The 14875-nt window shown below is 30.5% G+C and carries 12 protein-coding genes; 6 read left to right on the top strand and 6 right to left on the bottom strand.

What is annotated here, in order from left to right:
* Nucleotides 1-11 precede the first annotated feature (11 nt).
* Both SHI72_RS03635 and SHI72_RS03630 read right to left on the bottom strand, forming a co-directional pair.
* Nucleotides 12-1226: a 3-oxoacyl-[acyl-carrier-protein] synthase III C-terminal domain-containing protein gene (locus SHI72_RS03635; protein ID WP_323489081.1), complete on the bottom strand. Its 1215-nt coding sequence runs from the start codon at nt 1224-1226 to the stop codon at nt 12-14.
* 122 nt (nt 1227-1348) lie between these two features.
* A complete protein-coding gene (locus tag SHI72_RS03630) occupies nt 1349-1912 on the bottom strand; it encodes a Crp/Fnr family transcriptional regulator (RefSeq protein ID WP_039112591.1) in 564 nt (187 codons plus the stop codon).
* A 482-nt stretch (nt 1913-2394) separates the two neighbouring features.
* Here SHI72_RS03630 and SHI72_RS03625 point away from each other — a divergent pair, with 482 nt between their 5' ends.
* Both SHI72_RS03625 and SHI72_RS03620 read left to right on the top strand, forming a co-directional pair.
* Nucleotides 2395-2889, top strand: a complete 495-nt coding sequence (locus SHI72_RS03625; protein ID WP_035623144.1) for an RNA polymerase sigma factor — start codon at nt 2395-2397, stop codon at nt 2887-2889.
* Between the two features lie 7 nt (nt 2890-2896).
* Nucleotides 2897-3526: a hypothetical protein gene (locus SHI72_RS03620; protein ID WP_039112590.1), complete on the top strand. Its 630-nt coding sequence runs from the start codon at nt 2897-2899 to the stop codon at nt 3524-3526.
* Between the two features lie 133 nt (nt 3527-3659).
* Here the strand turns inward: SHI72_RS03620 and SHI72_RS03615 are convergent, their stop codons facing one another.
* Complete coding sequence (locus SHI72_RS03615; protein ID WP_039112589.1) at nt 3660-4469, bottom strand: lysophospholipid acyltransferase family protein; 810 nt, start codon at nt 4467-4469, stop codon at nt 3660-3662.
* A gap of 231 nt (nt 4470-4700) precedes the next feature.
* Nucleotides 4701-5348, bottom strand: coding sequence for a CoA pyrophosphatase (locus tag SHI72_RS03610; RefSeq protein WP_323489080.1), 648 nt, complete (start codon nt 5346-5348; stop codon nt 4701-4703).
* 92 nt (nt 5349-5440) lie between these two features.
* Here SHI72_RS03610 and SHI72_RS03605 point away from each other — a divergent pair, with 92 nt between their 5' ends.
* The 4 genes from SHI72_RS03605 (at nt 5441) to SHI72_RS03590 (ending at nt 13296) form a co-directional block, all read left to right on the top strand.
* Nucleotides 5441-5875, top strand: coding sequence for a DUF4268 domain-containing protein (locus SHI72_RS03605; RefSeq protein WP_039112587.1), 435 nt, complete (start codon nt 5441-5443; stop codon nt 5873-5875).
* A 287-nt stretch (nt 5876-6162) separates the two neighbouring features.
* Entirely contained in the window at nt 6163-9417 is a 3255-nt protein-coding gene (locus SHI72_RS03600) for a tetratricopeptide repeat protein (RefSeq protein ID WP_323489079.1), read from the top strand.
* Nucleotides 9392-11326, top strand: a complete 1935-nt coding sequence (locus SHI72_RS03595) for a DUF3857 domain-containing protein (RefSeq protein ID WP_086894234.1) — start codon at nt 9392-9394, stop codon at nt 11324-11326. Before SHI72_RS03600 ends, SHI72_RS03595 begins: the two co-directional genes overlap by 26 nt.
* Nucleotides 11326-13296: a DUF3857 domain-containing protein gene (locus SHI72_RS03590; RefSeq protein WP_323489078.1), complete on the top strand. Its 1971-nt coding sequence runs from the start codon at nt 11326-11328 to the stop codon at nt 13294-13296. The genes SHI72_RS03595 and SHI72_RS03590 overlap by 1 nt, the downstream gene beginning before the upstream one ends.
* 212 nt (nt 13297-13508) lie before the next feature.
* Here the strand turns inward: SHI72_RS03590 and SHI72_RS03585 are convergent, their stop codons facing one another.
* The gene (locus SHI72_RS03585; RefSeq protein ID WP_039112582.1) at nt 13509-13919 is read right to left on the bottom strand and encodes a hypothetical protein; all 411 of its coding nucleotides are present in this window, start codon (nt 13917-13919) and stop codon (nt 13509-13511) included.
* Between the two features lie 4 nt (nt 13920-13923).
* A complete protein-coding gene (locus tag SHI72_RS03580) occupies nt 13924-14868 on the bottom strand; it encodes an NAD(P)H-dependent flavin oxidoreductase (protein WP_323489077.1) in 945 nt (314 codons plus the stop codon).
* Nucleotides 14869-14875 lie beyond the last annotated feature (7 nt).

The raw sequence follows: 14875 nt of genomic DNA, 5'->3' as shown, positions 1-14875 counted from the left end.
TGATATTTAAATTATAATTTTTCGACTAACAAGGCTGTTGCTGTAAGTCCTGGCCCAAATGCCATTGCTACAATTTTTGTCCCTTGTTTTATTGTTGGATCATTTATAATTTCATTAAAAATATGAGGTACTGTTGCTGATGACATATTACCTTGGCGACGTAATATTTCGTAAGACCAGCGGGCTTGTTCTTTAAAAACTCCTATTTCGTCAACTACATAATCAATTATTTTAGGACCACCAGGATGAATTGCAAAATGCATATTGTATTTTTCTTCTTCAAGATTTATACCTGCTTTTTCACAAAGTACTGACAAAAATGATTTGATATTTTTACGAATAAAAACAGGAACTCGCTTAGAAAGTGTCATTATAAAATTAAACTCCCCTAAATCCCATGACATATCTTCTAAAGAATCTGGTATAATAACTTCATGTGAGGCCAAAACACGCAATCCTTTTTTCTCCTCTATACTATCATCACTCATGAAAGCCTCTTCTTCGAGTAAAGAATATCCAATAAATCCGTCTGCAAAAAGAGAGCAAATCATAGTATTAGAGATAGAAAATTCAGTTAAATTAAGATGGGCAGACAATAGTTCTGTATGAATAACATCAACCCTTCCGTTACCAGGACTAGCGCTGATTAAACTGCTTGCTGTACGAATCGCCGGAAAAGCTCCATAACATCCCATTTGATAAGAATGTGTTACTTGAGCTATTTCCCATTCTCTTTTTATAACGGCTTCTTGAGCTACACTAGGTGAGGCATAACCAGAACATGTAACATGCACGAGATTTTCTGGAGCAGTTACTGTTTTAGAATAAAATTCGTCAAAAACATAACTCATTTTTTCTTTAAACCATTGCATGCGGTTCCCTATTTTAGGGATACACAAATCGCCAGACTCATTCGTAAGACTATTAGGGTATTGATAATCTAAATGTGAAACACCATCCATTTCGTTTTCAATAAACTGGGCTACTTCTTCAAAAATTAAAATCTGCCTTTGACTAATGTTTTCGGGAGAAATAGAATACTTATCAACTTGATCTGAGACAAACTCAAAGCTGGTTGATACCTCGTCTTCTCCAGCAAGCGATAAAACAGATTGGTTTTGAAAATGATGGTAAAGAAATTTAGTGTATTCATTAAGTTTCCTTTGGTCAATTAATTTCCCTACAAGGATAGGTTGGAAATTAAATAAAATAATTTTTTTGTTCATTTTTTTTGGGGGGGTTAGTTTTAAACAAATTTCAGTCAAATTTGTTTTTTAAAAATTAACAATTGTTAATTAAAAACGCACAAAAAACCCACCCTTAAAATATCTCAATTACATTGGAAACCTTATTTTTTACTTTTCCTCGCTCGAATCCGGCTTAAAGATACCGTAGTAATTCCTAAATAGGAAGCGATATATTGCAAAGGAACACGTTGCAATATATGTGATTTGTTTTTTAACAAATTTTGATATCGTTCTTCGGGTTTCTCTTTTATATAAGATAAAAAATGATGTATATAATTAATAAATCTATCCGAAGTAAAATCAAAAAATAGTTCTTTTAACGAAGGGTTTTCATCCATGATAATTTTCCAATGTTCCTTTCTAATTACCAAAACTGTCGTATTTTCTATAGTATCTAAGCTAAAAAAACTGGGAGTATCTTTTAAAAAACTCTCAAAAGAAGCAACAAAATCATTTTCAAAGAAAAACTGTATCGTTATTTCATTACCGTTATTGTTATTAGAAAGTCGCATACTTCCTTTTACTACAAAGTATAGCGTATTAGAAACATCTCCTTCTTTTAAAACGGTTCGCTTAGACGGCAAATTTATTTCTGACCAAAATTCTTTGTAATTAGCAATAATATCACCCAGCTCAGGATGAGTATTAGATATTCTAGTTAGCATTTATTATAAAATTAAGATTCAAATTACGTTGCTTACTAATACAGCATATTTTATGTTTATATTCAGATAATCAAATGTACTTGACAGTCAAAAAGAAACTATTAGTTGTTTCGCTAAATATTTTTCAAAGTTTTTAATTTACACCAATATAATGATGCTTTTATATTTGATACAGACTGAGTGTTCATTTTAGATTATTGAATTACTAAGTTTCTGAAACGCGAAATTATAACTATTCTTACAATTTATAAAGATATACGAAGACATAAATTGTTAATTTTGCCTTACATTCTTTTTCTTTTGTTAAAATAAAAATAAGAACCTTGAATTTATAAGCTAGTAATAATCTTATTATGGAAATATTCTTCTCATGATATAAACCTTGCAGCAATAATTCTATTATGAAGTATTAATATCAAAAAAATATAAAATAAAAAGATGTACTTTGTAACAAAATCAGTGTTCCTAACACTAATATATTTATGAGCGATAATTTAGAACATTCATTTGTTGTGCAATTGCAGGCAAACCAGAATATAATCCACAAGATTTGTAGATTATATACTGCCAACCAAGATGCTCACAAAGATTTGTTTCAGGAAATTACGATTCAGCTATGGAAAGCATATCCAAAATTTAGGGGCGACAGCAAATTCTCTACCTGGACCTATCGTGTCGCGTTAAATACCGCTATTACTTTATATCGAAAAACGAAACGCTCGATAGCAACTGTAGAGTTTGAAAATCACCAACATTTTATAAAAGAAGTTGATTACAACTATGAGGAAGAAGAACAAATTAAGTTAATGTACAAAGCCGTTTACCAACTAAACGATATCGAAAAGGCATTGGTTTTTATGTATCTTGAAGATAAAGATTATCAGGAAATTGCCGAAACGTTGGGTATTAGTGAAGTGAATGCACGAGTGAAAATGAATAGAATTAAAGGGAAACTTAAAAAAATATTAAATCCTTAAAAAAATTATGAAAGAACTGGATTTACTAAAAAAAGATTGGAACAAAACTGCAGACACTTTTCATCAAGTATCTGAAGTTGAAATTTATAACATGATTCATAAAAAATCGTCTTCGATTGTGAAATGGATTTTAGTTATAAGTCTTCTAGAAATATTATTTTGGACAATATCAAATTTTGTATTTAGCATTGATGATTTTTTAAAACAAATCAATCATCCTGAATACATACTATATCTTGAAGTAATAACTTACTTTAATTATGTAGTAGTATTAATTTTTGTGTATTTTTTCTATAAAAACTACACAACAATTTCTACAACAAAATCTACAAAATTACTAATGAGTAGTATTTTAAAAACCCGAAAAACGGTTCAATACTACGTTTGGTACAACTTGGCAATGGCTGTTTTAAGCTCTGTTATAAGTTTCTTTATTGCTTTTTCAAGCCCAGAAATGAATTATCTTAAAGAAAAGATTGCTACCAACGCTACGGTAATGTTAATGGTAATAGGGATTTTACTGTTAGTGACTCTTGGATTCCTAGGGCTCTTCTGGTGTTTTTACAGACTTATATATGGTACGTTACTACGAAGATTGTACTCTAATTATAAAGAACTTAAAAAGATTGATTTATAACGAAAAGCTTAAAAGTTGCAAAGACTCAAAGAAACAGCGTATTTGAGATTAATCAAGATATTATAAAACTAAAAAAGGGAGATGTAAAATATTTTACATCTCCCTTTTTTATGAAAATCATTTATCTGGAAAACTAATAATCCCATCTACGCATTTGATTTAGTTCTTCCTGAACTTTTAGTTCTTCAGATGGAATAACTTTTAAAAATGAAGGATGTTGTTCGATAGCAAACTCTACTTTTTCAACAATCTCTTCTATAGTTTCATTATCATAGTCAATAACAAGTGGCTCTTTGATAATAAATGATTGCAGAATTCCTTTCTTTTTCAATCGTAATCCTTTTTTGTCAAAAGAACGACGGAAACCATCTATCACAATCGGAACTACTATTGGTCGGTGTTCTTTAATAATATGTGCTGTACCTTTACGAACTGGCTTAAATGACTTGGTTGTTCCTTGCGGAAACGTAATTACCCAACCATCATTAAGTGCCATTTTAATATTTTCGGTATCATTTGGGTTTACTTCTCTTTTTTCGGTAACATCTACGCCTTTAGCACGCCAAGTACGCTCTACTGTAATTGCTCCTACATAAGATAAAATTCTTGGTAGCAACCCTGCTCTCATTGTTTCTTTGGCAGCAACGTAATAAATATTCATTTTAGGTTGCCATAGATAACCTACATTTTTTATATTATCCTCTCTCCCACTTAAACTTGCGTTAAAAACATGAAACATAGCCACAACATCGGCAAAATATGTCTGATGATTGGATATAAAAAGAACATTTGTATCAGGTAAGCTTCTTATAATTTCTGAGCCATCAATTTGTAATTCATTAAAACCACGATAGCGTCTGTGCGTAACTGCTCCAAAAACTCGAATTAACCATTTTTTAATGAATAATATATGACCAAAAGGATTTCTTTTAAACAATCCCATAAATTTATGTGTTATTTTGAAAAATTAGAAGGACAAACTTACGAAATTTATTTTTGTCGTCCCAAGTAGAAACTAGTCTATCAATACAAATTGCAACTTATTTAATATCAGCATTAATACTGTCAATTATTAAAAATAAACGTCTCTTTATGTTAAATAATTGTATCTTAAAAAAATAAGACTTTCTATTACTTTTACCTAAGGCGTGAGCCTTTAAATACCGTGTTAAAACTATTTGGTTACAAAATTCTCTTTTAAAAAATCTTTCAATTCACTTAATATCATAGCTGTAGCTCCCCAAACAATATGCTTTTCTATCTTAAAAGCCGGAACCGAAATATTAGCCGCATACGAAGTTGATAAAATGGTATCAATAACTATTTCATCATCTAAAAAAACTAAAAGTGGCAACTCAATAATATCAGCGACCTCTCTAGAATCTGGATAAAAATGAATTTCCTCATTACAAACTCCAAGAAAAGGATGTACCATAAAATTACTAGGCGGAATATACATAGGTGTAAAAGCCTTTAATACCTTAATCTTTTCAGGTGAAACTCCTACTTCTTCATATGTTTCCCTTAAAGCAGTTTGCTCATAATTTTCATCTTCGAGCTCATATTTCCCACCAGGAAAAGCTATTTGCGACGAGTGAACTCCATTATAGGCATTACGAACAATTAATACCAAATGTGTTTTTCCGTTTTTGGGATAAAACAACATCATAACTGCAGCAATTCTTGGGTTCTTAGTATTCATATCCTGATTTATCAAGGACTCCACTCTTTCCAAAGGTGCCATTTTTATGTGAGCATCAATAGCAGGAAGTTTTGCATGCGCAAAATTGGGAACAAAATGTAAAAAGTCTTGAAAATCCATAATCAAAGTCTATTTTTGTAGTCTCAAATAATATATAAATATACTTTAGAAAATGGTGTCTCACAAATTTTCTAGATCTTAAGCCAATAAAAATGTATAGTAAAGAAGAATCACAAAAATTAAAACGAGAATTCTGGGTTTCTTTCGCAGAAAAATATCCTCGAAAATGGGTGCTTTATGATACCAAAATAAAAGATTTTTCATTTAAATTTTATGTCGATAATAAAAAAGCACAAGTCTTAATAGATATCGAACATCGTAGTGATGAAAAACGAAATGCTTACTATGAAAAGCTAGAAGCCTTAAAAAATATTCTGGAAGAAGAATTTATTAAAGATCTAATTTTCGAAAAAGAATACACACTGGAAAGCGGAAAAACTATTAGCCGAATTTGGGTTGAAAAACTTGGAGTTGGTTTTAGCAATCGTAATTATTGGGATGCTATTTTTGATTTCTATTACGAGAAAATGAATGCACTGGAAATGTTTTATCTAGAGTATGATGAATTTATTAAGGATATTGAATAGAGTCCAGAGTTTCAAAGATTTTTCTGTAGCCTAAAGGTTCAAAGGAACAAAGGTTCTATGAATTGTGGCAATATAATTTTATAAAAAAGAACAAACAAACCCGACAAGTTTCATAACTTATCGGGTTTGTTTTTTTAGTTACTAATTATTGCGATAAAAGCTAAAAAACAGTTTTGTTTAGCTTCAAAAACAACAAATTAATATCAGCAAAAAAACTCAAATTAAAACACTTAATTTCTTACAAACGTTAATAAAATTTTTATATTTGACAAAATTAAACCTAATCAATGAAAAAAATTTTACTCGCAATTATTTTAGTTTCATTTGCTAAAACTTATTCTCAAACAAATTACGCATTCGTTTATAATAATGATTCCATACTCAAAAAAGGAATCTCTCTACACGATGCAAAAAAATATGACGAAGCAATTAAGGAGTATGAAAAAATCAGTAAAACTGATCCTAAATTCTTTAATGCTCAATATGAAAAAGCGATTAGCCTTCGACAATCTGATAAAAAGGAAGAATTCAAATCCTTTATCGAAAGCTTATACACTAAAAATGTAATGCCCGAGTTCCCTGAACTTTACGCGGTTTATGCTAATTATTTGAGTGATGAAAAAGAATATGACAAATCAGAGAAAATTTTTAAAGAAGGAGAAAAGTACTTACCTAACTCTTCTTCATTTCTATATAATCTTGCAATTCTGTATGTTCGAAAAGGAGAAACACAAAAAAGTGTTGATATACTTGAACGTATAATTACAAATAATCCTAATCACCCTTCATCTCACTTTTTCTTGGGATCGATTGCATTAGAGAACGGAAAAATAACCGAAGGCACACTTGCTTTAATGAGCTACCTTATAATTGCTCCAACTGGCCCATATGCAGAAGCTGCTATTTTAAAATTAAATGCTAAATATGGTCAAAATTATCTTGACGAAAGCAAAGTTATTTTTTCTAAAACAGGAGATAATTTTGAAGAAATAGAAACTATACTTAGAAACCAATTGCCTTTAAAAAGTGCTTACAAAGTAAAGTCTAATATCGATGATGTTATAACACGCCAAGTTCAGGCTGTTGCCGAATATACATTAGAGCACAAAATGGGTGATGGTTTTTTTGAAACTATTTATATTCCGTGGGTAAAAACCATGATGGAAGAAAACCAATTTGAAGGATATTCATACTATATGTTAGTATCAATGGAAGAAAAATTAGGAAAAACATTAACCAAGAACGTAAAGAAAATCACCTCTTTTAATGAAAATTACATTAAAAAAAGCTTTTGGTCAAAATATGCTAAGAGAAACTTAGATATTTTTGGTAAACAAGAAGATGTAGTTATAACATTAGAAAACGGCAGACCTTATCTTATTGGTCCGCAAATAAATGGAAAATCAGAAGGAAAATATAAATACTTAAATAGTGATGGAAATCTTAAAGGAGAAATCAACTTTAAGAATAATTTATTAGATGGACATCAAAAATATTATGATGACAAAGGAAACCTAAGCGAAGAAAAATATTTTATAAATGGAAAGTTAGAAGGTACCAGAACAACATATTATAAAAATGGATCTATAGACTTAGTCGAAAATTATAAAGATGGTCTTTTAGATGGAATATGCACTTCTTATTATCCTAATGGAGGGAAAAATTGCGAGATAACTTTCACTGGTGGAAAACGTAACGGAAAGCTAATTTGTTTGTATCAAAATGGTGGAAAAAAATCTGAAACAGGATATGAAAACGGAAAATTAAACGGGAATTACTTAGAGTACAATGTAGCTGGTGATATAGTAGAGAGTGCAAATTATGTTAATGATGTAGTCGACGGAAAATCTGTTCAATACTATGATGGCAAAACAGTAAAAAATGAAGTTACCTATAAAAATGGTGTTGTACAGGAATCATACAAATCCTATTACAGTAATAAAACTCTAGAAAGAGAAAGTACTTTTTCAGCAGGTAAAATAGTAAAATTAAATGATTACTTCCCGAATGGTAAAAAATCAACTGAATTAACATACGACCAAAAAGGGCAATTAGAAGCATACAGTTATTTTGACATCAATGGTAATAAATATTATGACGAAAAATACAAATCTGGAGAATTAAAATACGGATTACAATATTCTGATAAAAATGCAAAACCTAAAGAAATAAGTCTGTCACAAAAACCTTTTGAAATTAAAACTTACGAAGGAAAAGTAGTAGTTTATGGTAATTATGAGAAAGGTAATAAAAATGGCGAATGGAATTATAACTATAGATCTGGCAACCCTAAATCTAAAGAGTTTTATTCCCGAGGTAAACTGCATGGTTTATATACTGCTTATAATCAGAATGGAAATATAGACAACATCCGAAATTATGCAAATGATACAATAAATGGAACTTTTGAAGTATACGAGGATAACAAATTAAATCGTACTTTCTATTATCAAAACAACACTCAAAACGGACCTTTTAAATCTTTTTATTCTGATGGAACTACAAGTATTGAGGGCTATTTTATAAATGGAGATTTGAATTTCAAAAAATATAGCTATTCTCAAAATGGAGTAATCTCTATCATCGATAATTATGTTGATGGTTATTTGATTAGTAAGGAATACTATAACCAAAAAGGAATTAAAGAGAATGAAATTGATTATAAGAATAAAACAGGAAAATTTGTTTTATCACACAATAATGGCACTGTTATTCAGGATTACAATCTAAAAAATGGAGTATTTAACGGTGCTTACACATTAAAAGACAAACTAAATACTCCTATTACTACAGCCGAATATCTTAATGGCAAATTACATAATTCATACAAATCGTATAGCCCATCTGGTAGTATTTATACCGATAGTAATTATTATTCTGGAGATATAAATGGTATGAGTAAACAATACGATTTAGTGGGTAATTTAAGGCTTACCACCGAGTACACTTTTGGGGATGAAAACGGAAAAACCATTCGTTATTACCACAATAAAACTAAACTATCTGAGTATAATGAACTCAACGGATTAACTGAAGGGGAATACATTTATTACAATCAAAAAGGGGAACCTATATTAGCAATTGGTTATACAAATAATCAGCCTATGTATTATACCCGAAAAAGCAAAACAGGCGAACTAAATGATAAAGTAATTATAGAGAACGAAACAGCTGAAGTTAGTTCTTATTACCCTAACGGAAAAGTTGCGATACAACTGAATCTCTTAAAAGGAAATCTAGACGGTAAATTAGTCATTTACAATATGGAGAGTAAACCTGAATATGAATCTATGTACAAAAACAGTATTCTAGACGGAGATCGTATTGAATATTACGCAAATGGTAAAATATATAAGAAAGAGCATTTTGTAAAAAATGACTTCGAAGGCATTCAGGAATATTTTAAAGAAGATGGAAAACCTTGGCTTAAGTCTGCTTATAAAAATGGTGAGTTACACGGGAACACATTAATTTATAAAGAAGGAAAGCTAGTATTAACAAAAAAATACGATTCAAATGAATTGGTCAATATTGCTAAATAAACACCTCTTATATATTGCTTTTTTTGCGTCTTTTGTATTAACGAGTTCTGCTCAGAAATCACTTAAGGACTATAAAATTTTGTATCCAGATTATAATGAACTCATTTTAAATGAGGTTCAGTCTTATGATATATCTATTAAAGATAAAAAACTAAAAATCATACAGGATAATCATTATGAATCAATGATTCTTAACCAAAATGGTATTCAAAACACCAAAGAATCATTTTCATATTCGGATTTAATAAAACTAAAAAGTTACGATGCATACACCATTATTAACGATAACGGAAAAGAGAAAAAAATAAAAGTAACGCAAACAAACGAAAAGCAATCGCAACAAAGTTCCGTGTTTTATAATGATGTTATGGAACGTCAGCTTACATTTCCAAATCTTGAAACGGGTGCAAAAAAAGTATATGATTATCAAACTGAATTTATAGATCCGTATTTATTACAAAGATTCATTTTTGGAAATAATTTACCAATTCAATATTCAAGCTTAGAAGTAAAAACGGATAAAAATATCTCGATAGATTTTAAGATTTTTAATGATCCTAAAAATACAATCGTATTTTCTAAAACAGAGAAAAAAGGAAAATGGATTTATAAATGGACATTAACCGATATAAAACCCGTAAAGTACGAAGACAATTCTCCAGGATATTTATATCTGGTTCCTCATATTGCGTTTTATATAAAAGAGTATCAAATAGACAATAAACCAACAGAAGTATTAGGTACTACAAATCAATTATTTGGTTATTATAAAGGCTTTGTTAAAGATTTAAATAAAGATGATAATGCCGACTTAAAAGCGCTATCTCTCGAAATTACAAAAGATAAGAAAACAGATAGTGATAAAATAAAAAGCATCTTTTATTGGGTAAAAGAGAACATTAAATACATCGCTTTTGAAAACGGCTATGAAGGATTTATTCCTCGTGAAGCAACTTTGGTTTTTCAGAGAAAATTTGGAGACTGTAAGGACATGGCAAGCATAATTTCCTGTATGGCAAAATATGCCAATGTAAGCAATGTAACCCTAGCCTGGATTGGGACACGAAGTATTCCCTATTCATACGATGATTTACCTACGCCTGCTGTTGATAACCATATGATTGCTCTTTTTAAAAATAATGATGAATACATCTTTTTAGACGGTACAGACAAACAAACCCGATACGGAATCCCTACAGCATTCATACAAGGAAAAGAAGCTATGTTTGGCGAAAATGGTACCTATAAAATTATTAAAGTCCCAATAGTACCTGCCGAAAAAAATGAAATAAAAGAAACCGTAAACATCTCTATTGCAAAAAATAAATTAATAGGGTCAGGAAAAGTATCACGCACAGGTTATGACAGAAGCCATACGTTAATGCAAATTGGAGATGCAACAAATAAAGCCCGATTCGAAAGAATAAAAAGTCTTGTTATAAAAGGCAACAACAAGTTTAATCTGGAGGAATACACCGAGGAAAATGTAAATGACAGAGATAAAGCCTATATAATAAACTACAAATTCGATTTAGATAATTACATCGTAAAAGTAGATAATGAAGTCTATATCAATTTATTTCTGGATAAATATCTGGATAAAGCTGTTATAGACCAAAACCGAACTTTTCCATATGAGTTTGAATATCTAACGAAATTCAACACACAATATATTCTTGAAATTCCTAAAAATTATAAGATAAAATATCTTCCAAAAAACTTTGAATTAGACAACGATTATATAAAAGCAAATTTTACTTACACATTAAAAAACAATCTTTTATATCTAAATATCGAGTTAAGCCAGAAGAAATTATTGCTTATCAATTCAGATTTTGCTGCTTGGAATGAAACAATAAAAAAACTAAAAACCAACTACAACGAGAACCTAATCTTATCTGAGAAATAATGAAAAAAGAACTATTAAGAACAATCTTAACCTTTATTGCAATTATAAACACTTCCGTTTTTTTTGCACAAGATTACAGTTTCAAAGACTATGATTGGAAAGAGAAAGAAACCACGATAGAAATTCCTAAACAATACAAAGACGAAAAAGAAGTAATTTTAAATCGTACCACCAAAATAGAAATTATTGTAGTAGGAAAAGCAGCTCAACAATACCGATTATTTCATGAAAAAATTTACATCAATTCTGATGAATCAATAGAAAGAAATAATAAAATCTATATCCCTTTTAATGAAGATGAAACCCTATTGCTTAATAAAGCCAGAGTAATTTTAAAAAATGGAAAAGTAATAACCTTAGACAAAGGAGATATTAAAGAAGAAGTTGATGCCGAAAAAGGATTAAAATATCATTATTTTGCTGTAAACGGACTTGAAAAAGGAGCTGTAATCGAGAAATTATACATCCTGCAAGAAACGCCAGAATTAGATGGTAAAACAATTAAAATGCAATCGCAATACCCTATTGCCGAGCTAAACTTTGAATTAATTTATCCAGTACACCTCGTTTTTAAAACTAAATCATATAATGGATTAAGTGAACCCGTTTTAGATGATAAAAAGTTTGAAAACAAAACGGTATTGAGCATAAACGATAAAAACATCATTGCTTTAAAAAATGACGAAGCATACTCAAATTGGGATGTTCAATTAAGATTACTACGTTACAAACTAAACGCTAATAATTATAGCGGCTCAAAAAACATCAATAACTTTAAAGAATATGCTACAAGTTTATATGAACGCATCAATCCAGAATTAGATAAAAAACAACAAAAAGCAATAACAGAATTTTGTTCTAAAATACCTAAGTCAAATGACTTACAAGAACAAATCTGGAATATTGAAAACACAATTAAAAAAAGCATAGCTTACGATAAATATGTAAGCCAGAAAGAAACATTAACAGAGGTAATCAAAAGTAAGCAAGCCTGTAGTATCGATATTTTAAAATTATATGTTACCGTTTTAAAGAATTTTAATATCGAGAACAACGTCGTATTTACTTCAAACAGATACGAAATCCCTTTTGATAAAAATTTTGAGAGTTATGAAAACTTAAGCGAATTTTTATTCTATTTCCCTTCAATAAAAAAATATCTTACCCCAACAGAAATGGAATTCCGTATTCCGTTATTTCCTGCTTACTTAGCAAATAACAATGGTTTATTTATAAAAGAAAAAGTATTTGCAGGCGTAAAAATGGGAATTAGCGAGATTAATTTTATCGAAATTCCTGATGCTACAATCACACATGATTTCATGGACATTACTATAGATTTTACAAAAGATATAGAAAACCCATTAATAACAAGTAAATTTACTTACGGAGGTTATTCAGGACTAAATTTTCAGCCTATAAAAGATTTTGTTTCTGATGAACAATACCAAACCATGCTAAAAAGCATAGCCGAAAATTATACTTCGCAAACAGAATTCAAAACATTAACTACCGAAAATGATGGAACCGATTTTATAGGAAAAAAACCTTTTATAATTAATCTTACGTTCGATGGAAAAGAAATAATTCAAAAAGCGGGGGCAAATTACTTAGTATCCGCTGGAAAAACTATTGGTAAACAAATGGAGCTTTACCAGGAAAATAAAAGAATGTTACCTATAGAAATTGATTACCCACATTCCTACACAAGAAAAATTAAGCTTATACTCCCAAAAGGAGCGACCATAAAAAATCTGGAGAAATTTAATATGGATTTCAAGACACAGATAAACGGCAAAACCGAAGCTGGTTTTACAAGTAAATACACTAAGAACAATAACGAAGTTATAATCGAGAATAGTGAGTTCTACAATATCGTAAACTACCCTTTATCGAGCTTCGAGCAATACAAAGCAGTTATAAATGCAGCCGCAGATTTTAATAAAGTTGTAGTTATTATCTCAAAATAAACAAAAAACCCGACAGACTTTAAAATCTGTCGGGTTTTCTATTTAGTTTCTATTTCTTCCTTATTAGTCCGATACAGCGTTTACATTATCATATCTTAAATAATTTGGGCGTGTCCCTCCGGGTCGGGCTGTTCGCTACAAGTCCTCGCACTTCCTTCGTCAGGCTGTGGGCTTTTCGCTGCCATCCCTCACGCAAACACATTCTAATATAATTACATATTAAAAATATTATACACTACAATTCGGTCATTGTAATTTATATACAATTGCTTTCTGTTATCTTGCATTTTTCTGGTAATGATAGACAACTTAGCATCGTTTCCGCCTAAATCTTTACAAATAAAAGAATATACAATATCGGTATCATTCTCTTCTCTGGCTATATAATCAGAAATTTGAAAAACTTGCACCTCTTGAGAGTTAACAACAATTCGGTTTTTATCAGTATCTAAAACAACCATAATATTAACCAATTCCAAGTCGGACCATTTGCCCCATTTCCCCTTTTCATTTTTCTGTAAAACACTATAACCAGAAGTCCTAAATTTGTAACTCTGACTATAGGTTTGTTGCAAACCAAGACCTAAAAAAAGTAATACTATATATATTTTTATGCGATTCATTTATCTAAAAATCTAAATTTAATGTTTGCTTACGTGCACTTTCAAAATCCGAAATCATTTCTTCAATAATTTCAGCAGCAGGTTTAATATCATGAATAAGTCCAGCTATTTGTCCGATTTCTAATTCTCCTTCTTCCAAATCACCTTCAAACATTCCGCGCTTCGCTCTCGCTCTACCCAAAAGTTCGACAAGTTCTTCTTTAGTTGGACATTTTTCATACAATGCCTGAACATCCTGATAAAATTTATTCTTAATTAATCGCACAGGAGCCAACTCTTTTAATGTCAATTGAGTATCACCTTCCTTAACCTTAACAATAGTTTGCTTAAAATTATCATGTGCCGATGATTCTATCGAAGCTGCAAAACGACTACCAACCTGTACTCCATCAGCACCCAGAATCATTGCTGCAAGCATTCCTTTACCTGTTGCGATTCCTCCCGCTGCAATAAGCGGAATAGTAATTTTTTTGCGCACCATCGGAATCAATGTAAAAGTCGTTGTTTCATCACGACCATTATGTCCCCCAGCTTCAAAACCTTCGGCAACAATGGCATCAACACCTGCTTCTTGCGCTTTTAACGCAAAAATAGTACTACTTACCACATGCACAACCGTAATGCCATTTTCTTTTAAAAAAGATGTCCATGTTTTAGGATTTCCAGCCGATGTAAATACGATTTTCACCCCTTCATCAATAATGATTTTTATGATTTCGTCGATGTTAGGATAAAGCATCGGTACATTAACACCAAATGGTTTAGATGTTGCTTTTTTGCATTTCTGAATATGTTCGCGCAATACTTCAGGATACATCGAGCCAGCACCAATTATTCCTAAACCGCCTGCATTACTTACTGCACTAGCAAGTTTGTAGCCACTATTCCAAATCATTCCCGCCTGAATGATTGGATATTTTATATTAAAAAGAGTTGTAATCTTATTCATGTAATAA

The organism is Flavobacterium sp. PL02 (genome assembly GCF_035013205.1).
GTDB lineage: Bacteria > Bacteroidota > Bacteroidia > Flavobacteriales > Flavobacteriaceae > Flavobacterium.
The sequence above is the reverse complement of the archived record's forward strand: the minus strand, read 5'-3'. Positions and strand labels throughout refer to the sequence as shown.